This window comes from Ruegeria sp. BE10 (assembly GCF_056538905.1).
This window is the reverse complement of sequence record NZ_JBQFTX010000006.1, coordinates 170,356-187,789: the sequence shown is the minus strand read 5'-3', so window position 1 is coordinate 187,789 and position 17,434 is coordinate 170,356. Positions and strand designations below refer to the sequence as shown.

The 17,434-nt window shown below is 58.9% G+C and carries 15 protein-coding genes; 8 read left to right on the top strand and 7 right to left on the bottom strand.

The features are described from left to right. Window positions 1-17 precede the first annotated feature (17 nt). Together gltX and ACR0M2_RS14905 are read right to left on the bottom strand one after the other, a co-directional pair. A complete protein-coding gene (gltX, locus tag ACR0M2_RS14910; RefSeq protein ID WP_170350553.1) occupies window positions 18-1,343 on the bottom strand; it encodes a glutamate--tRNA ligase in 1,326 nt (441 codons plus the stop codon). Between the two features lie 60 nt (window positions 1,344-1,403). Then, window positions 1,404-1,838, bottom strand: a complete 435-nt coding sequence (locus tag ACR0M2_RS14905) for a DUF1801 domain-containing protein (RefSeq protein WP_480705759.1) — start codon at window positions 1,836-1,838, stop codon at window positions 1,404-1,406. 116 nt (window positions 1,839-1,954) lie between these two features. On the opposite strand from ACR0M2_RS14905, the gene ACR0M2_RS14900 reads away from it, so the two are divergent. Continuing rightward, window positions 1,955-2,887 carry an MBL fold metallo-hydrolase gene (locus tag ACR0M2_RS14900; protein ID WP_170377672.1) on the top strand — a complete coding sequence of 311 codons (933 nt, stop codon included), beginning with the start codon at window positions 1,955-1,957 and terminating at the stop codon, window positions 2,885-2,887. Window positions 2,888-2,890: 3 nt separating this feature from the next. Here ACR0M2_RS14900 and ACR0M2_RS14895 read toward each other — a convergent pair whose 3' ends face one another. The 3 genes from ACR0M2_RS14895 to ACR0M2_RS14885 all read right to left on the bottom strand — a co-directional run bounded on the left by ACR0M2_RS14895 (window position 2,891) and on the right by ACR0M2_RS14885 (window position 6,586). Beyond that, window positions 2,891-4,219 carry an NAD(P)/FAD-dependent oxidoreductase gene (locus ACR0M2_RS14895; protein ID WP_480705757.1) on the bottom strand — a complete coding sequence of 443 codons (1,329 nt, stop codon included), beginning with the start codon at window positions 4,217-4,219 and terminating at the stop codon, window positions 2,891-2,893. A gap of 160 nt (window positions 4,220-4,379) precedes the next feature. Beyond that, window positions 4,380-4,613, bottom strand: coding sequence for a hypothetical protein (locus tag ACR0M2_RS14890; protein WP_170361474.1), 234 nt, complete (start codon window positions 4,611-4,613; stop codon window positions 4,380-4,382). A 314-nt stretch (window positions 4,614-4,927) separates the two neighbouring features. Continuing rightward, complete coding sequence (locus tag ACR0M2_RS14885; protein WP_480705755.1) at window positions 4,928-6,586, bottom strand: NAD+ synthase; 1,659 nt, start codon at window positions 6,584-6,586, stop codon at window positions 4,928-4,930. Between the two features lie 146 nt (window positions 6,587-6,732). On the opposite strand from ACR0M2_RS14885, the gene ACR0M2_RS14880 reads away from it, so the two are divergent. After that, window positions 6,733-8,178 carry an MORN repeat-containing protein gene (locus ACR0M2_RS14880; RefSeq protein ID WP_480705753.1) on the top strand — a complete coding sequence of 482 codons (1,446 nt, stop codon included), beginning with the start codon at window positions 6,733-6,735 and terminating at the stop codon, window positions 8,176-8,178. Between the two features lie 4 nt (window positions 8,179-8,182). Here the strand turns inward: ACR0M2_RS14880 and ACR0M2_RS14875 are convergent, their stop codons facing one another. Next, entirely contained in the window at window positions 8,183-8,848 is a 666-nt protein-coding gene (locus ACR0M2_RS14875) for an SDR family NAD(P)-dependent oxidoreductase (RefSeq protein WP_480705751.1), read from the bottom strand. A 289-nt stretch (window positions 8,849-9,137) separates the two neighbouring features. Between ACR0M2_RS14875 and ACR0M2_RS14870 the strand changes: the two genes are divergently transcribed. Beyond that, window positions 9,138-10,706: a 2-isopropylmalate synthase gene (locus ACR0M2_RS14870; RefSeq protein WP_170350561.1), complete on the top strand. Its 1,569-nt coding sequence runs from the start codon at window positions 9,138-9,140 to the stop codon at window positions 10,704-10,706. A 164-nt stretch (window positions 10,707-10,870) separates the two neighbouring features. Here ACR0M2_RS14870 and ACR0M2_RS14865 read toward each other — a convergent pair whose 3' ends face one another. Further along, window positions 10,871-11,656 (bottom strand): 23S rRNA (adenine(2030)-N(6))-methyltransferase RlmJ, encoded by a 786-nt coding sequence (locus ACR0M2_RS14865; RefSeq protein ID WP_480705749.1) that lies wholly within the window; start codon window positions 11,654-11,656, stop codon window positions 10,871-10,873. Between the two features lie 154 nt (window positions 11,657-11,810). Here ACR0M2_RS14865 and ACR0M2_RS14860 point away from each other — a divergent pair, with 154 nt between their 5' ends. From ACR0M2_RS14860 to rodA, 5 genes are read left to right on the top strand one after another with little or no spacing between them, the layout of a single operon-like run. Beyond that, window positions 11,811-12,857: a rod shape-determining protein gene (locus tag ACR0M2_RS14860; protein WP_008756832.1), complete on the top strand. Its 1,047-nt coding sequence runs from the start codon at window positions 11,811-11,813 to the stop codon at window positions 12,855-12,857. A 56-nt stretch (window positions 12,858-12,913) separates the two neighbouring features. After that, on the top strand, window positions 12,914-13,816 hold the full coding sequence (mreC, locus tag ACR0M2_RS14855) for a rod shape-determining protein MreC (RefSeq protein ID WP_480705747.1): 903 nt from the start codon (window positions 12,914-12,916) through the stop codon (window positions 13,814-13,816). Next, window positions 13,809-14,345 (top strand): rod shape-determining protein MreD, encoded by a 537-nt coding sequence (locus ACR0M2_RS14850; protein ID WP_480638753.1) that lies wholly within the window; start codon window positions 13,809-13,811, stop codon window positions 14,343-14,345. Before mreC ends, ACR0M2_RS14850 begins: the two co-directional genes overlap by 8 nt. Further along, entirely contained in the window at window positions 14,342-16,291 is a 1,950-nt protein-coding gene (gene mrdA / locus ACR0M2_RS14845; RefSeq protein ID WP_480705745.1) for a penicillin-binding protein 2, read from the top strand. Before ACR0M2_RS14850 ends, mrdA begins: the two co-directional genes overlap by 4 nt. Continuing rightward, complete coding sequence (gene rodA / locus ACR0M2_RS14840; protein ID WP_170350566.1) at window positions 16,288-17,427, top strand: rod shape-determining protein RodA; 1,140 nt, start codon at window positions 16,288-16,290, stop codon at window positions 17,425-17,427. The genes mrdA and rodA overlap by 4 nt, the downstream gene beginning before the upstream one ends. Window positions 17,428-17,434 lie beyond the last annotated feature (7 nt).

Sequence of the window (17,434 nt, the reverse complement as noted above, 5' to 3'; positions counted from 1 at the left end):
TACCGGATCAGGTACATTCACCCGCGCGCGCGGATCACCTGCAGCAACGGCAGCAAGGTCGCCATTTCCGGGCCCCGCTCCATGCCGGTCAGCGCCTTGCGCAGCGGCATGAAAAGGCCCTTGCCCTTGCGGCCGGTGGCCTCTTTAACCGCCTTGGTCCATGCGCCCCATGTTTCACCATCGAAAGGCCCTTCGGGTAGCAACGCAACGGCTTCGGCGATAAACTCACGGTCCTCATCCGCGATCAAGGGCTCAGCCCCGTCGCGGCACAGCTCCCACCAGCCTTTCAGATCGGCCAGGGTGGTGATGTTTTCGCGCGCCATCGACCAGAACGGCTCGGCCAAGTCAGCTGGAACGCCTGCGTCGGCAACGGCGTCGGCCACATCGGCCAGCGGCAGCGATTGCAGGTGCTTCGCCGTCAGCGGGAACAGGTCCTGCACGTCGAACTTGGTTGGTGCAGCCCCGAAACGGTTTACATCGAATCCTTCGATCAGTTCAGCCATGTCCGATCGCAACTCAACCGGATCGGACGAGCCCAGACGCGCCATCAGGCTCAGCAGAGCCATTGGTTGCACACCCTGTTCACGCAGATCGCGCAGGGCCAACGTGCCCAGACGCTTGGACAAAGCCTCGCCCTGCGGGCCGGTCAGTAGCGAGTGGTGCGCAAAGCGCGGGCAAGTGCCGCCCAGTGCCTCGATGATCTGAATCTGCGTCGCGGTGTTGGTCACGTGGTCCGAGCCGCGCACAACGTCAGTAACGCCCATTTCGGTGTCGTCTACCACCGACGCAATCGTATACAGAACCTGACCATCCCCCCGGATCAGCACCGGGTCAGACACCGAGGCCGCATCGATTGAGATGTCGCCCAGAATACCATCGGTCCATTCGATCCGCTCATGATCCAGCTTGAACCGCCAGACACCATTACCACGCTCGGCCCGCAACGCGTCTTTCTCAGCCTCAGAAAGGTTCAGCGCGGCGCGGTCATAAACTGGCGGCTTGCCCATGTTCAGCTGTTTCTTGCGCTTCAGGTCCAGCTCGGTCGGCGTTTCAAACGCCTCATAAAACCGGCCCATCTCACGCAGTTTGTCCGCAGCTTCGGCATAGCGGTCCAGCCGTTCGGACTGACGCTCGACCCGGTCCCAATGCAGGCCCAACCATTCCAGATCCTGCTTGATCGCATCGACATATTCTTCTTTCGAACGCTCGGGATCGGTGTCGTCGATACGTAGGATAAACGTACCGCCTGCCTTGCGGGCGATCAGATAGTTCATCAGGGCGGTGCGCAGGTTGCCCACATGGATATAACCGGTGGGCGACGGGGCAAAACGGGTGGTGGTCATGGAGTTCTCCTGTTGGCGCGGCTCATGTCACAGGATGGGCCAATTGTCCAGCAGAGGCGTTCAGGTCGGCTGTATTGGCCAGTGCTGATCAAGGTCCTTCAACCCGGCTCGGATCAGCTCGGACAGAACGTCCAGATCAATATCCGCCAGCTTGTTCACATAGAGGCAGGACTTGCCCAGTTTGTGTTTGCCCAGGCGCGTCAGGATATCCCCGAAATCCGCATAACCGGGCATGATATAGATCGACAGCGCGGATTTACGTGGGGAAAACCCTGTGGCCAGAAAATCACCCTCGCGCCCGGATTTATATCGGTAATGGTATCGTCCGTACCCGATCATCGACGCCCCCCACATAACAGGTGCAAATCCCGTCGCATTACGGAATACTGCATCCAGTACCCGTGCCTCCTCGGCTTTTCGCGTTGGCTGTACCGCCGAAAGGAAACTCTCAACGCTTTGCCCTGTGGGGACGGTTTTGTTTACAGATCGCGCCATGAACAAAATTTAACACGTAATGTTCAACCACACAGCCCATGTCTTGGGTGTATAGAGTGGCAAGTGACCCTCTCCGCCCTACCTAACATCCTGATATTCTGACAGGGAGATCGGAAATGACCATCAAATTGACTCGCCGCGCGGCCCTGGGAGCCGCAGCAGCATTGCCATTCGCATCCGCCGCCGCCCCGGTTTTGGCCGCCGGAACCGAGACCAAGGCCAATTCAACCATCGCCAAATCCTTTAAGTTGGGCGACTTCACCGTCACCACATTGTTGGACGGTAGCCTGCCCCGTGACGGCGCCAAGGATATCTTTGGCGGCGGCGCTTCGGACGAGGATTTCGCCAAGGTCTCAGCCGACAACTTCATCTCGCCCGAGGTGGCGCAGTTCTTTTTTACCCCAACACTGGTCAATACCGGGTCTGAGCTGGTTCTGTTCGACACTGGCCTGGGTCAGGGCGGCATTCAGGCCGCGCTGGCGGATGCGGGCGTGACGCCAGATCAGATCAATACCGTTGTGATCACCCATATGCATCCCGACCATATCGGCGGTATGACCACGAACGACTCGCCGACCTTCCCGAATGCGCGCTATGTCACTGCATCGCCTGAATATGATTTCTGGGCCGCGCAAGACGCAGGCAACCGCGTTGGCGATCTGGTCGCAGCCAAAGTGACACCGCTGGCCGAAAAGATGACCTTTGTCGAAGACGGGGGCGAGGTTGCATCGGGCATCACCGCAGTCGCAGCCTATGGGCATACTCCGGGTCACACGGTTTACCACTTGGAAAGCAACGGGCAACGTCTGGTGCTGACCGCTGATTTGGCCAATCACTATGTCTGGTCATTTGCCCACCCGGAATGGGAGGTGCGCTTTGACATGGACAAGGCGGCAGCCACTGCATCCCGGCGCAATGTGCTGGGCATGCTGGCCGCCGACAAGGTGCCTATGATCGGCTATCACATGCCGTTCCCGGCGGCCGGCTTTGTCGAAACGCGCGGTGACGGGTTCCGCTTTGTCCCGGTCAGCTATCAGATGATGGGCTAAGCCCTAGTATCCAGGGTCCGGCCGCACTATTGAGCCATCCGTGAAACGGGACAGGCGAAAAGCGGCCGGATCGACGCAAGGCGTGGTTTCGGCGACCAGGTCAGCCATCAGACGACCTGCTGCGGGGCCAATACCAAACCCGTGACCGGAAAAACCGGTTGCAATATACATTCCCGCCATCTCATCCACCCCCGAGATTACCGGCACCGCATCCGGTGTCACATCGATCATCCCCGCCCAGCTTTGTACAATCTCGGCCTGTTCAAGCGCCGGAAACGCATTGCGTGCTTTGGCCCATGCCTTGCGCAACACTTTTGACGACGGCTCGGGGTCCAGCACACGGCATTTTTCGAACGGCGTCACATCGGTTGGCAGCCAGATCTGATCCTGCTGCGCCTCGGTGCGCCAGCGGCCCGACAATCGAAAGCGCAAAGACCGCCATTCCTGTTTAAAGGCAGGCAGGAACTGTCGGCCCAGACGAAAGCTATCGGGCACGATATCAACCGTATTCTCACGACCGGACGCGATGCTATAGCCGCCATCGGCACGCTTTCGCATTGCGAATTCATCCGCCCAAAGCGCTGTTTCAGGACCCTCGACAGGTGACGTGCGCAGAACCGTGTTCAGTACCTTCAGTTGCGGCAGATCAATCCCGGCATTCCCGGCAAACAGACGTGACCACGCACCACCGGCCAGAACCACATAGTTACATGCCACCCGACCACGCTCGGTGAACACACCAGAAACGCGGCCATCCCTAAGATCGACACTGCGCACTGCGCAATTGGTCATCAGCACCGCCCCACGGTCCCGCGCCGCCTCGGCAATGGCGGGTGCGGCCCATTGCGGCTCGGCCCGACCGTCCTGCGGCATAAAAAGGGCGCAATCAAATTCCGCTGCAGTACCGGGCAGCATCGCGTCCAACTCACCCCTGGCCACCAATCTGGCACCGGTTTGCAACCCGTCGACATGGCGTAGCCAGCGTTCCAGATTTCCGCTGCTGCGTTTGCCCGAAGCGCCAAACAGGATGCCTGCACGGGTATAACCTGTCTTGCGGCCGGTCCGCTGATCCAGCCCTTGCCACAGGTGCAGCGCCTCGACCATCAACTGGATTTCCCGCGGGTCGCGCATACCCAGACGCACCCATCCCCAGTTGCGCGAGCTTTGCTCGCCCGCGATCTGCCCCTTTTCACACAGCAGCACCGAAGCACCGCGTTCAGACAGTTCCAACGCGGTGGACGCGCCGATTATGCCGCCGCCAATGACAACGACATCCACGGTTTTGGGCAAGTGCAAATCAGGTTCGACGGGGGTTGGCTTGGGGCCGGGCATCAACCGCTCTTATTTCATGGCTCGAACCGCCATGAAGACCCAGAGCGAGCGCACAGGCAACGTGCCTTGTGCCGCAGGGGTGATGATTTTCAAAAGTTGTGGCGAACACGCCAATAGGCGCGAGAAAACACGCGCCATCCCGTCCGGATTCACCTGGAAATTAAGCCGCGCCGCGCAACTCTGCCAATTTCTGGCGCAGGGTCGCCCCCAACCCGCTGTCTTTCGTCTCGACCTCTTCATCCATCTCGGCCTGTTGAGGCAGTTCAGGAAAGACGGTCGGCGCTTTTGTGGATTTTACCTCAGGCTCGGGGTCTTCGGGCTCATCCTCGCGAAGAAGATCCGCGATGGCAGAATCCAACTTAGCTTCGTCCAGAACCCGCGCCTCGGACTCCATTGATTTGAACCTCAACGGCGGGTGAAGCGGTTTGTCATATCCCTCATACATAATAACACCAAATCGTTAACTCAGACATCCAACACCAAGTGCGCCACAATTCGATACTTTCGAAATAAGGTCACACCGCCCCAGATGGGGCGTAAATTAAGCTAAAATGTGGCAAAAAAAAGTCTCAATTTCAAGCCATCTATTCCAAGAGAGGCTGGAAAATTAGAGTGTTATCGGAAAATTTGAAACAATACTCACCTCTCTGGACAAACTAGCCTAGCGAAGGAGACAATCATTCATCCCTTAATTGGTTCCAGAGCAGTTCAGCCTTTGTCCCGCCAGCGATTCACAATCGGATAGCGGCGATCCAGCCAGAAAGCCCGATGTGTCAAGCGAGTTCCGGGGGCGGACTGAAAGCGTTTGTATTCGCTGATATAGATCAGATGCTCGACCCGCCGCGCGTCTGCCTCGTCAAACCCGGCCGCGACACAATCGGCGATCGAGCCTTCACGATCGACCAGAATATCCAGAAGGGCATCCAAAACCGGATAGTCGGGCAGGCTGTCACTGTCCTTTTGGTCCTCACGCAGTTCGGCACTGGGCGGTTTGTCGATGACCGAAGGGCGGATCACCACACCTGCGGGCCCCATCATCCAGTCGCGATGGTTTGCATTGCGCCAGCGGCAGGTCTCGAACACACGGGTTTTGTACAAATCCTTGATCGGGTTATAGCCGCCGTTCATGTCGCCGTAGATGGTGGCATATCCCACCGCGACCTCGGATTTGTTGCCTGTGGTCAAAAGCATCTCACCAAACTTGTTCGAGATCGCCATCAACAGCAATCCGCGCAAGCGGGATTGGATGTTCTCTTCGGTCAAATCCGCATCACGCCCAGTAAACAGCGGGGCCAAGGTCTCGGTCACGGCTGCCCTGCTGTCCGAGATCGGCACATAGTCATAGTGAACGCCCAACGCCTTGGCGACGGCTTCGGCATCGTCCAACGACGCCTGACTGGTGTATTCCGAAGGCAACATCACACAGCGAACATTCTCAGCGCCCATGGCATCCACTGCGATAGCCGCGACCAAGGCAGAATCAACGCCGCCCGACAAACCCAGCAGCGCTTTTTTGAAACCGGTCTTGCCCATATAGTCGCGCAAGGATTGCACCATGGTGCGATAGTCCTGCTCCCATTCGTCGGGCTGCGGCACGATTTCAGCGGGCACGATGCGCCAGCCATCATCGCCACGCTCCAGATCGATCTGCGTCACGGCCTCGTCAAAAACAGGCATCCGAAACGCCAGCTCTCCGCCCGGGTTCAGGCCAAACGTGGCCCCGTCGAAAACCTGATCGTCCTGACCGCCAACCATGTTCAGATAGATCAGCGGCAGGCCAGTCTCGACCACGCGGGCCACCATATGATTCAGGCGCACGTCGTATTTGTTGCGGAAATACGGCGAACCATTGGGGATCAGCAGAAACTCGGCCCCGGTTTCCTCAAGCGTTTCGGCCACGTCCGGATGCCAGCTGTCTTCGCAGATCGGGCTGCCGATGCGGGTGTTGCCAACCGCATAAGGCCCGCCCAAAGGCCCGGCATCGTACAGGCGAACTTCGTCGAATACAGTTTCATTGGGCAAATGATGTTTCAACGACTTGCTGCTGATCCGCCCGTTCTTGAGGATCAGGTAAGCGTTAAAAAGATTGCCATCTTCTGCCCAAGGTCCGCCAATCGCCACCGCAGGGCCATCGGCGCATTGTTTGGCCAGATCCACGACCGCCGCCATCGCCGCCCGGTGGAACGCAGGCTTCATCACCAGGTCCTGCGTGTTGTAGCCGGTGATGAACATCTCGGGGAACGCCACCAGATCGGCCCCGGCCTCGCGCCCCTGCTTCCACGCGGCCAACGCCTTGGCAGCGTTACCGTCGATATCCCCCACAGTGGGATTGAGTTGCGCCAGAGTGATACGGAAACGGTCGGCCATTGTGCCCTCTTGCCCTCGTCAGTCTTACAGCCATTTAGCAGATCATTGCGCAAGTAAAAGGCAAATGCGGCAAAACCCGTTGCTCTGCCCCCACCGGTACCTTAGTTTTGCGCAAAAGGATCAACACTGGGCAGGCAGGACAGATTATGAACGCTTTTCGCATTTCCATTGCCGCATCAGCAATCGCTCTGATCGCTGCTGGCGCCGCCGCGCAGAACGGTCAGGTAATCACCACGGACGATGAAGTTGGCGGCGTCTATGAAGGCACGTTCGAAAACGGCCTGCGTCACGGGACCGGCACGTATCGCCTGCCTAACGGGTTCGAATATAGCGGCGAATGGGCCGAGGGTGAGATTCAGGGCAAAGGGATTGCCCGTTATGTCAACGGCTCGATCTACGAAGGCATGTTTGTCAAAGGGCAACCCGAAGGGCTCGGCAAGATCATCTATGCCGACGGCGGCAGCTATGACGGTGAATGGGCCGACGGGTCACTCAATGGCGCTGGCATCGCGATCTATGCCAATGGCGCGCGCTACGAGGGCAATTTCAAAAACGCGCGTTATCACGGCAAGGGCGTGATGACGGACCCCAGCGGCTTTAGCTATGACGGGGACTGGGTTGATGGTGTCAAACAGGGCAGTGGCAAGATTACCTATGCCGAAGGCGGTATCTACGAGGGCGAAATCAAGGATGGTCAGCGCCACGGTCAAGGCAGCCTGACCCTGCCCGACGGGATGACTTACGTCGGCGATTGGGTCGAAGACCGCATAACAGGCTCCGGACGCATGACCCTTGTCAACGGTGACGTCTACGAAGGCGAACTGATCGAGGGTCGGCGGCAAGGCAAGGGCAAGATGATTTATGCCAATGGCGACGTCTACGAAGGCGACTATGCCAACGATCTGCGCCATGGTCAGGGGGCCTATACCGGCACTGACGGATTTGCATACACCGGCGAATGGACCGACGGGCTGCTTGAGGGTTTAGGTGAGATGACCTATCCGGATGGCTCGGTCCATGTCGGCGATTTCAAGGCTGATCTGGCCGAGGGCAAGGGCCTGATCACCTACCCCGACGGCTCGACCTATGATGGCGATTGGATCGCTGGCGTGATTGAAGGTCAGGGTATTTCCACCTATCCCAACGGCACGGTCTACAAGGGACAGTTCAAAAACGCCAAACCGAGTGGCAAGGGCATTCTGACTTCTGCTGACGGGTCCAGCTATGACGGGGATTGGGCCGATGGTCTGCGTCAGGGCAAGGGCTTGTCCACGTATCCCGATGGCACCACCTATTCCGGCGAGTTCAACGCAGGCAAACGCCACGGGCAAGGTGAAATCGTCATGGCCAACGGGTTCAGCTATTCTGGCCAATGGACCGAAGGCAAGATCACCGGTGACGGGATCGCCACATACCCAAGCGGCGATGTTTACGAGGGCAGCTTTGTCGACGCCAAACGGCACGGCAACGGCACAGTGCGCTATGCCAACGGCGAAGAGGAAACCGGTGTCTGGGAAAACGGCGCATTGGCGACATCGAACAGCACAACCCCTGAGACGGATACAACAGACACCACCGATTCGGACGGCTGAACCATCACCACGGCACGGGGTCTCCGGCCGAATCGAAAAACCCTCCAGTTTCGGCTGGGGTTAAATGCGCCATCACGGTCAACAGGTTCTCGGCGGCTTCATCCGGTGCAACAGCGGGATGACGTCCCAGGTATTTTCGAGTGAATTCAGTTTTCACGGTGCCGGGATGCAGGGCAACGCAGATCGCTTGCTGGTGGGTACGATGCAGTTCGATCGCCCCCGTATGTACGATCTGGTTCACCGCGGCTTTTGCTGCGCGATAGCTGACCCAACCACCCAGCCTATTGTCCCCGATGGACCCGACGCGTGCCGATAGCACAGCAAAAATCGCCCGGCGATCCCGCGGAAGCAGGCGTGATGCATGGCCCAGAATCAGCGCAGGTCCGACAGCGTTCAACGCAAACTGGTCCATCATTGTCTGTGCTGTGACCGCACGCATTGTCTTTTCCGGGGCCGCCCCGTTGATCTCTAACGCGCCCGAAGCGACGAGGATCAAATCGAAGGGGCCGGACAACTTGCCCAATACGCTCTCAATACCGGCGGGATCGGTTAAATCAAATCCGTCCGTAGACCGCGACAAGGTGGTCACCGCCACGCCCTGCCGCCTCAGGCGGTGACATACCGCCTGACCGATTCCTCCTGACGCGCCTATGATCAACGCTGTTTTCATCACTAACCACCTAGACGTCCTGTTACGCGGATCAACGCCACTCTTAAAAGAAACCCCTGCAACAGCAGTTAAGGCGCAAATGGGTCTTTTCATTCTGGGCGGGCTCTGTATAAATTCCGCCCCATGATCAACCGCGCAGATATCCCTTTTGCCGACACCGCCCTGCGCGGTGCGTCTCTGCGTGGCCTACTGATCCTAATCCGCCTCTGAGCGTGCCATCCGGCGCGCCCGCTCAGAGGAGGACGCCCGCGCGCCATAGGCTTTAGGACAGAAGAAGAAAGAGAATCCCATGACCAACGTGACCGACCAAGACCGCGTCTTGATCTTTGACACCACTTTGCGCGACGGCGAGCAAAGCCCCGGCGCAACCATGACCCATGACGAAAAGCTGGAAATCGCAGAACTGCTGGATGAAATGGGCGTCGACATCATCGAGGCCGGTTTCCCCATCGCGTCCGAGGGCGATTTCAAAGCGGTATCCGAGATCGCCGAGCGATCCAAAAACAGCCGCATCTGCGGCCTGGCGCGTGCCAATTTCGCGGATATCGACCGCTGTTGGGAAGCCGTCAAGCACGCCGGAAAGAACCGAATTCACACGTTTATCGGCACCTCACCACTGCACCGCGCCATTCCGAATCTGACACAGGACGAAATGGCCGAGAAAATCCACGAGACTGTCAGTCACGCGCGCAACCTGTGTGAAAACGTGCAATGGTCGCCGATGGATGCAACGCGGACCGAGTGGGACTATCTGTGCCGCGTGATCGAGATTGCGATCAAGGCCGGCGCCACGACGATCAATATCCCAGACACTGTGGGCTATACGGCCCCGATGGAATCGGCTGACCTGATCAAGCGCCTGATCGAGACGGTGCCGGGTGCAGATGAGGTGGTATTTGCCACCCACTGCCACAACGATCTTGGCATGGCGACGGCGAACTCGCTTGCCGCTGTCGCGGGCGGTGCACGTCAGATTGAATGCACGATCAACGGCCTTGGCGAACGCGCTGGCAATACGGCGTTGGAAGAGGTCGTTATGGCGCTGCGCACCCGCAACGACATTATGCCGTGGAACACCGGCATTGATACGACCAAGATCATGCATATCTCGCGACGCGTTGCGACGGTGTCGGGCTTCAACGTGCAGTTCAACAAGGCCATCGTTGGCAAGAACGCCTTTGCCCATGAAAGCGGTATCCACCAGGATGGCATGCTGAAGAACCGCGAAAACTTTGAGATCATGCGCCCCGAAGATATCGGCCTCTCGGGCACGTCCTTGCCTTTGGGAAAACACTCGGGCCGTGCGGCGTTGCGCGACAAGCTGGAAACGCTGGGCTATGAGGTTGGTGACAATCAGCTCAAGGATATCTTCGTGCGGTTCAAGGATTTGGCTGACCGCAAGAAAGAGGTGTTTGACGACGATCTTATCGCATTGATGACGCTGGATGACGAAGACGATCATCTGCAATTGGTGTCGATGAAAGTGACCTGCGGCACCGGCGGACAGGCAGAATCGACGGTCGAGTTGGAAGTGGACGGCAAGGACATCATCGCAACCGAACACGGCGACGGTCCGGTGGATGCGACCTTCAAGGCTATCCGAGCGATCTTTCCAAACAAAGCCCATCTTCAGCTGTATCAGGTGCATGCAGTAACGGCGGGCACCGATGCCCAGGCCACGGTGTCAGTCCGTCTGGAAGAAGACGGCATGATCGCAACGGGTCAATCGGCCAACACGGATACGGTTGTGGCTTCGGCCAAAGCCTATCTTCACGCCTTGAACCGCCTGATAGTACGCCGTGAAAAAACCGGCCCCGGTGCCGACGCGCGGGAAATCAGCTACAAAGATCTGACCTAGGGTCAAAGGCTCCCGCATCCGCGGCGGCCCGGCTTCGCCGAACCTACTTGGGTTTTGGGCCCGGCAGCGCGCCAAAGGCGCGCTGCCGGGCCCAACTCGGTTGGCTGCATCTTTGATGCGGGCAAGCGAGGCGGGAGCATTCTGGAATTGACTGTAGACTGTGTTCAGAGCGCCTTGAACAACTTAGTCAACCGGGCGGCTTCGTTTTCCAGACCGAATGGTGCATTGACGATAAACATACCTGAACCGACCATGCGGTGCCCTTCTCGCACCGGATCAAACCGAACCTCGTGGCAAAACGCCTTGGGCAGATTCTGCGCCTGCAGCGCCGAAACCATGGCCCGGTGACGGTCATCCGTTAGAAGCGGATACCACAGGGCAATCACGCCAACATTCCACTTGCGATGCAGTTTGGCGATGATGCCGGGCAGACGATCATATTCCGATTTCACCTCGTAGCTTGGGTCGATCAGCAACATCCCGCGCCGCGGCGTCGGCGGCAGCAGGGATTGCGCCAATTCGTACCCATCCTGCTGATACACTTTGGCTCCATAGGGTGACATCGCCATAGCCAATGCCGCGTGTTCCTGCCGGTGTAGCTCCGCAAAGTGCAAACTGTCCTGATCGCGCAGCAAACTGGCCGCGATCATCGGAGAACCGGGATAGGTCACGCTCCCCTGTCGCTGCTGAACCGCCGCAATTGCCCGGCCCAGGGGATGATCCGCATCGAACCAGTCGGCCCTTTGGGCTCGCCCGATACCCGCCGCCGCCTCGCCCGTGCGCAGTGCCTCAACCGCATCCAGCTTATACAGTCCCCGTCCAGAGTGGGTTTCAAGGTATGTCAGCGGCTTGTCTTTGCGGGTCAAATAATTCAGCACCCATGCCAATAATGCGTGCTTTTGCACATCAGCCAGATTCCCGGCGTGGTAAATGTGTTGATAAGAGAGCATATTGCCTTCTAAAGTCCCTCTCAATAAGGCGGAAAGGTGCTGATTGTCGCGGAATCAGCCCTTTAACCGGGCGTATTGGCACCCTATAAGTCATCCGTCCCGGAACCGTCGAGTCGCGGGCAGTAGAAAACCGACATACAGGATCAGGGGAATCATGGGGATCTTTGGCAATCTAGGCGGCCTGTTCACAGCGGACATGGCCATCGACCTTGGGACAGCGAACACGCTGGTTTATGTCAAAGGACGCGGCGTGATCCTGTCGGAACCGTCCGTTGTCGCCTACCACGTGAAAGACGGTGTGAAAAAAGTGCTGGCCGTGGGCGAGGATGCCAAGCTGATGTTGGGCCGGACGCCGGGTTCGATTGAAGCCATCCGCCCGATGCGTGAAGGCGTCATTGCCGATTTCGACACCGCCGAAGAGATGATTAAACACTTCATCCGCAAGGTGCATAAGCGCTCGACCTTTTCGAAACCCAAAATCATCGTCTGCGTTCCACACGGCGCAACTCCGGTTGAAAAGCGTGCGATCCGTCAGTCGGTTCTGTCCGCAGGTGCGCGTCGCGCCGGATTGATTGCGGAACCTATTGCTGCCGCGATCGGTGCTGGCATGCCAATTACTGACCCGACCGGCAACATGGTCGTTGATATCGGCGGCGGCACCACCGAGGTGGCCGTTCTGTCGCTGGGCGACATCGTCTATGCCCGTTCAGTCCGTGTGGGCGGAGACCGGATGGATGAAGCCATCATCTCGTATCTGCGCCGCCAGCAGAACCTGCTGGTCGGTGAATCGACCGCCGAGCGGATCAAGACCACCATTGGCACCGCCCGTATGCCCGATGACGGCCGCGGTCAGTCGATGCATATCCGTGGCCGCGACCTGCTGAACGGCGTGCCGAAGGAAATCGAAATCAGCCAGGCGCAAGTGGCCGAGGCATTGTCGGAGCCAGTTCAGGCGATCTGCGAAGCCGTCATGACCGCGCTGGAAACCACTCCGCCCGATCTGGCTGCGGACATCGTGGACCGAGGCGTCATGCTGACCGGAGGTGGCGCGCTGCTGGGCGATCTGGATCTGGCCCTGCGCGAACAAACCGGGCTGGCCGTGTCGATTGCAGATGAAAGCCTGAATTGTGTGGCTTTGGGCACCGGCAAAGCGTTGGAATATGAAAAACAGCTGCGCCACGCGATTGACTACGAAAGCTAAGGCGCGCACCCTTTAAGGGACAACACTCGGGCAAGAGCAGCACGGGAAGGTAACCTGTGGCAAAGGACCGATCACAGCGCGACGAATACACCACCCCCCTGCGCCGTCTGCTGTTGGGGATTGTGGTGCTGTGCCTGCTTGCCATCTTTCTGGTATGGCGGATCGACAGCCCGCGCGTGGAACGGTTCCGCGCGCAGGTCGTGGACCGGGTGGTGCCCTCGATGGAGTGGGCAATGGTCCCGGTCACCGCCGTGGTCAACCTGGTCCGCGATTTCCAAAGTTACCAACGCCTGAGCGAACAGAACCAGGAGCTGCGCAGCGAGCTGCGCCTGATGCGCGCCTGGAAAGAAGCAGCACTTCAGCTTGAACAGGAAAACGCCCGGCTGTTGGATTTGAACAACGTGCGTCTCGATCCCCGTCTGACCTATATCACCGGGGTCGTGATGGCCGATAGCGGGTCACCCTTCCGGCAGTCGGTTCTGCTGAATGTGGGGGAGCGCGACGGTATCACCGATGGCTGGGCCACAATGGATGGGATTGGTGTGGTCGGGCGCATTTCCGGCGTGGGGCCGGACACGGCACGGGTGATCCTGATGACTGATGCCTCCAGCGCGATCCCTGCCACAATCCAGCCCTCTGGCCAGACCGCCCTGATCACCGGCGACAACACATCCGCACCGGCGGTCGAGTTTCTGGAGAACCGAGAGCTGGTCCGCCCCGGCGACCGGGTCGTAACCTCGGGCGATGGTGGCGTGTTTCCCGGCGGTTTGCTGATCGGTCAGATCACTGCTGATCCCGGCGGTCGCCTGCGGGTGCGCCTGTCAGCAGATTTTGAACGGCTCGAATTTCTGCGGGTGCTGCGCTATCAATCAGCGCCTCAGATCCGCGATACGGGTGATGTCGTCGGTCCACGAAACCCCGAGGCCGCCCTGACCCCGTCCGAGGTCGGCGATGGATAACGCAACCTCACAGCTTTGGTCCAAGCGTGGGCTGTATCTTATACTGGCCGCCCTTGTGCTATTTCTGCACTTGCTGCCACTGGACACGAAACCGGACCGCTGGCCATTTCCCGACTTTTTGATCGCACTGACTTTTGCCTGGGTATTGCGGCGGCCCGAATTTGTACCGACCCTGCTGATCGCCTTCGTCATGCTGATGGCTGATCTGTTGTTACAACGCCCGCCCGGCTTGTTGGCCGCGCTCGTAGTGTTGGGCTCGGCTTATCTGCGCTCGGCTGCATTTGGAATGCGGGATTCAGGTTTTGTTAGCGAATGGTCCACCGTTGCGGTGGCGATCACGGGAGTTTTCATGCTGAACCGCGTCATTCTTGCTATTGTGTCTGTACAACAAGCGGCATTGGGGCCTGTAGTGATACAAGTGGTTCTGACAATTGCGGTTTATCCTTTGATCGTTCTGCTTAGCCAGAACGCGCTTGGCGTGCGGCGCGCAACCGTGGCCAATACCAATGCCGTAGGGGCACGGGGATGAAACAGCGCAAACCCAAAGCCCCGGGCCTTGCCTATAAACGCCTGCCTCGTCGAGCATTGCTTTTGGGTGGGTTACAAGCCGTCTTCATCGGCGGGCTCGCCGCCCGGATGCGCTATATGCAGGTGGATCAGGCCGATGAATACCGCCTGCTGGCCGAGGAAAACCGGATTAATATCCGCCTGATCCCGCCAACCCGTGGACGGATCTACGACCGGAACGGCGAAATCATCGGCCAGAACTCGCCCTCATACCGTATCGTCATGGTGCGCGAAGATGCCGGTGACGTCGATCAGGTTATCGCCAAGCTTTCAGAGCTGATCCCCCTGACGGCAGATGAAATTGAACGCGCCAAAACCGAAATGCGCCGCTCGGCCCCGTTCCTGCCGGTCACGCTGGCCGATCAGGTCACGTGGGAGGATATCTCGAAGGTTGCCGTCAACGCACCCGCCCTGCCCGGTGTGATCCCCGAAGTGGGACAGACAAGGCAGTACCCGCGCTATGAGGATTTTGCCCATGTGGTCGGCTATGTCGGCCCGGTCAGCGATTATGACCTGAGCCAGATCGAAGACCCTGAACCGGTCCTACGAATTCCGCGGTTCCAGATCGGCAAGGTCGGGCTAGAGGCCAAGCAAGAGATTGCCCTGCGCGGCAAAGCCGGGGCGAAACGGGTCGAGGTCAACGCCACCGGCCGCGTGATGCGTGAACTGGACCGGCAAGAAGGTGAGACCGGGGCCGACTTGCAGCTTTCTGTCGATGCGGATCTGCAGCAATACGCCCAGGCACGTCTGGCCGGGGAAAGCGCCGCCGCCGTGGTGATCGATTGCGAGACCGGCGATATCCGTGCCATCAGTTCAGCCCCCAGCTTTGATCCGAACCTGTTCGTGCGCGGTATCTCCGTCGGCGACTACCGGACACTGACACAGGACAATTACCGCCCGCTGGCCAACAAAACGGTGCAGGGCACCTATCCACCAGGCTCGACCTTCAAGATGATCACCGCCATGGCCGCGCTTGAGGCCGGGGTGATCGGGCCATCGAACACAGTCTATTGTCCCGGCCACCTGAAGGTGGGCAGCCGCCGCTTTCACTGCTGGAAACGCGGTGGGCATGGGACCGTTGATCTCAATCTATCGCTGAAACGCAGCTGCGATGTCTATTACTACGACGTAGCTCTGCGCACCGGCATCGACAATATATCAGAGATGGCCCGCATCTTCGGACTGGGCGTCAAGCACGATATCCCGATGTCGGCCGTAGCTGCCGGACTGGCCCCGAACCAAGAATGGAAAGAACGTGTTCACGGTGAAAGCTGGTTGGTTGGTGACACCGCGAACGCGTCTATTGGTCAGGGTTTCATGCTGGCCTCCCCCCTGCAACTTGCCGTGATGACAGCGCGAATTGCGACAGGGCGTGCGGTCAAACCGCGTTTGGTGCGGTCCGTGAATGGGATTGAGCAGCCTTCCGGCGCTGGTAAGCCGCTGGCCGTCAATCCGAACAATCTGGAACAGATCCGCAAGGCCATGTTCTCGGTTTCGAATGAACGAGGCGGCACCGCCTATCGCAGCCGTATCATTGCGGATGAATTCCGCATGGCGGGTAAAACCGGCACCAGCCAGGTGCGCAACATCACCAAGGCGGAACGTGCCGCCGGTGTGATCCGCAACGAAGACCTGCCATGGGAACGCCGCGACCACGCGCTGTTCGTCAGCTTTGCACCCTATGACAATCCGAAATTCGCCGTGGCCGTGGTGGTGGAACATGGCGGCGGTGGCTCCAAGGCAGCGGCCCCGGTCGCACGGGACATCATGTTGCAAGCGCTGTACAACGGCACACCGCCGCTTGAGGCCTATCCGGCTGGTGATCGCGACCGCATCAAGGAACAGCAAAAACGGCTTGAGGGCGATCGCCGCCCCAAAGCGCGTCCGACCGAGAAGGACCGCGCATGAGCTATCTTGAATATGCCGTCAAATCCACACCGTCGGGGTTCCGCAAATTCCTGTATATGAACTGGCCACTGACCCTGTTGCTGATCAGCACGGCAAGTGCCGGATTCCTGATGCTGTATTCGGTTGCGGGGGGATCGTGGATGCCCTGGGCGGAACCGCAGATGGAACGCTTTGGGTTGGGTCTGACAGCGATGTTCATCATCGCGCTGGTACCGATCTGGTTCTGGCGAAACATGTCTGTCGTGGCCTATCTCGGGTCAATCGTATTGCTTGTTTTCGTTGAGCTTTTTGGCACCATCGGCATGGGCGCGCAGCGCTGGATCGACCTGGGCTTCATGCGGCTGCAACCGTCTGAGGTTATGAAAGTTGCGCTGGTTATGGTTTTGGCCGCCTATTACGACTGGCTGCCGTCTCATAAAACGTCACGCCCGCTGTGGGTGCTGATCCCAGTGGCGTTGATCCTGATCCCCACGTTCATGGTTCTGAAACAGCCCGATCTGGGCACCTCAATCCTGCTGTTGGCGGCAGGTGGCGGGCTGATGTTTTTGGCTGGAGTCCACTGGGCCTATTTCGCCGCCGTTATCGCCGCTGTGGTCGGCCTGATTGCCACCGTGTTCAACAGCCGCGGGACCGAGTGGCAGTTGCTCAAGGATTATCAGTTCCGACGGATCGACACGTTTCTGGACCCGTCTACCGATCCGCTGGGTGCAGGGTATCACATCACCCAGTCCAAGATCGCTTTGGGATCGGGAGGATGGAACGGGCGCGGGTTCATGCAGGGTACGCAGTCGCGTCTGAACTTTTTACCCGAAAAACACACCGACTTCATCTTTACCACGCTGGCCGAAGAGTTCGGCTTTGTCGGTGGCATCACCCTACTGACTCTGTATGGCCTGATCCTGGTGTTCTGCCTAATCACCGCGCTCTCGACAAAAGATCGATTCTCATCACTGGTGACGCTGGGCATCGCGCTGAATTTCTTCCTGTTCTTTGCTGTCAACATGTCGATGGTGATGGGCCTTGCCCCGGTGGTGGGAGTGCCGTTGCCGATGGTCAGCTATGGCGGTTCCGCCATGCTGGTTCTGATGGCCGCCTTCGGCATCGTCCAAAGCGCCCATATCCACCGCCCCCGCTGATCCGAAA

Excerpts from the sequence above, each read along its gene's own strand:
- gltX (WP_170350553.1), bottom strand. The coding sequence starts at position 1,343 with ATGACCACCACCCGTTTTGCCCCGTCGCCCACCGGTTATATCCATGTG.
- ACR0M2_RS14905 (WP_480705759.1), bottom strand. The coding sequence starts at position 1,838 with ATGGCGCGATCTGTAAACAAAACCGTCCCCACAGGGCAAAGCGTTGAG.
- ACR0M2_RS14900 (WP_170377672.1), top strand. The coding sequence starts at position 1,955 with ATGACCATCAAATTGACTCGCCGCGCGGCCCTGGGAGCCGCAGCAGCA.
- ACR0M2_RS14895 (WP_480705757.1), bottom strand. The coding sequence starts at position 4,219 with ATGCCCGGCCCCAAGCCAACCCCCGTCGAACCTGATTTGCACTTGCCC.
- ACR0M2_RS14890 (WP_170361474.1), bottom strand. The coding sequence starts at position 4,613 with ATGGAGTCCGAGGCGCGGGTTCTGGACGAAGCTAAGTTGGATTCTGCC.
- ACR0M2_RS14885 (WP_480705755.1), bottom strand. The coding sequence starts at position 6,586 with ATGGCCGACCGTTTCCGTATCACTCTGGCGCAACTCAATCCCACTGTG.
- ACR0M2_RS14880 (WP_480705753.1), top strand. The coding sequence starts at position 6,733 with ATGAACGCTTTTCGCATTTCCATTGCCGCATCAGCAATCGCTCTGATC.
- ACR0M2_RS14875 (WP_480705751.1), bottom strand. The coding sequence starts at position 8,848 with ATGAAAACAGCGTTGATCATAGGCGCGTCAGGAGGAATCGGTCAGGCG.
- ACR0M2_RS14870 (WP_170350561.1), top strand. The coding sequence starts at position 9,138 with ATGACCAACGTGACCGACCAAGACCGCGTCTTGATCTTTGACACCACT.
- ACR0M2_RS14865 (WP_480705749.1), bottom strand. The coding sequence starts at position 11,656 with ATGCTCTCTTATCAACACATTTACCACGCCGGGAATCTGGCTGATGTG.
- ACR0M2_RS14860 (WP_008756832.1), top strand. The coding sequence starts at position 11,811 with ATGGGGATCTTTGGCAATCTAGGCGGCCTGTTCACAGCGGACATGGCC.
- ACR0M2_RS14850 (WP_480638753.1), top strand. The coding sequence starts at position 13,809 with ATGGATAACGCAACCTCACAGCTTTGGTCCAAGCGTGGGCTGTATCTT.
- mrdA (WP_480705745.1), top strand. The coding sequence starts at position 14,342 with ATGAAACAGCGCAAACCCAAAGCCCCGGGCCTTGCCTATAAACGCCTG.
- rodA (WP_170350566.1), top strand. The coding sequence starts at position 16,288 with ATGAGCTATCTTGAATATGCCGTCAAATCCACACCGTCGGGGTTCCGC.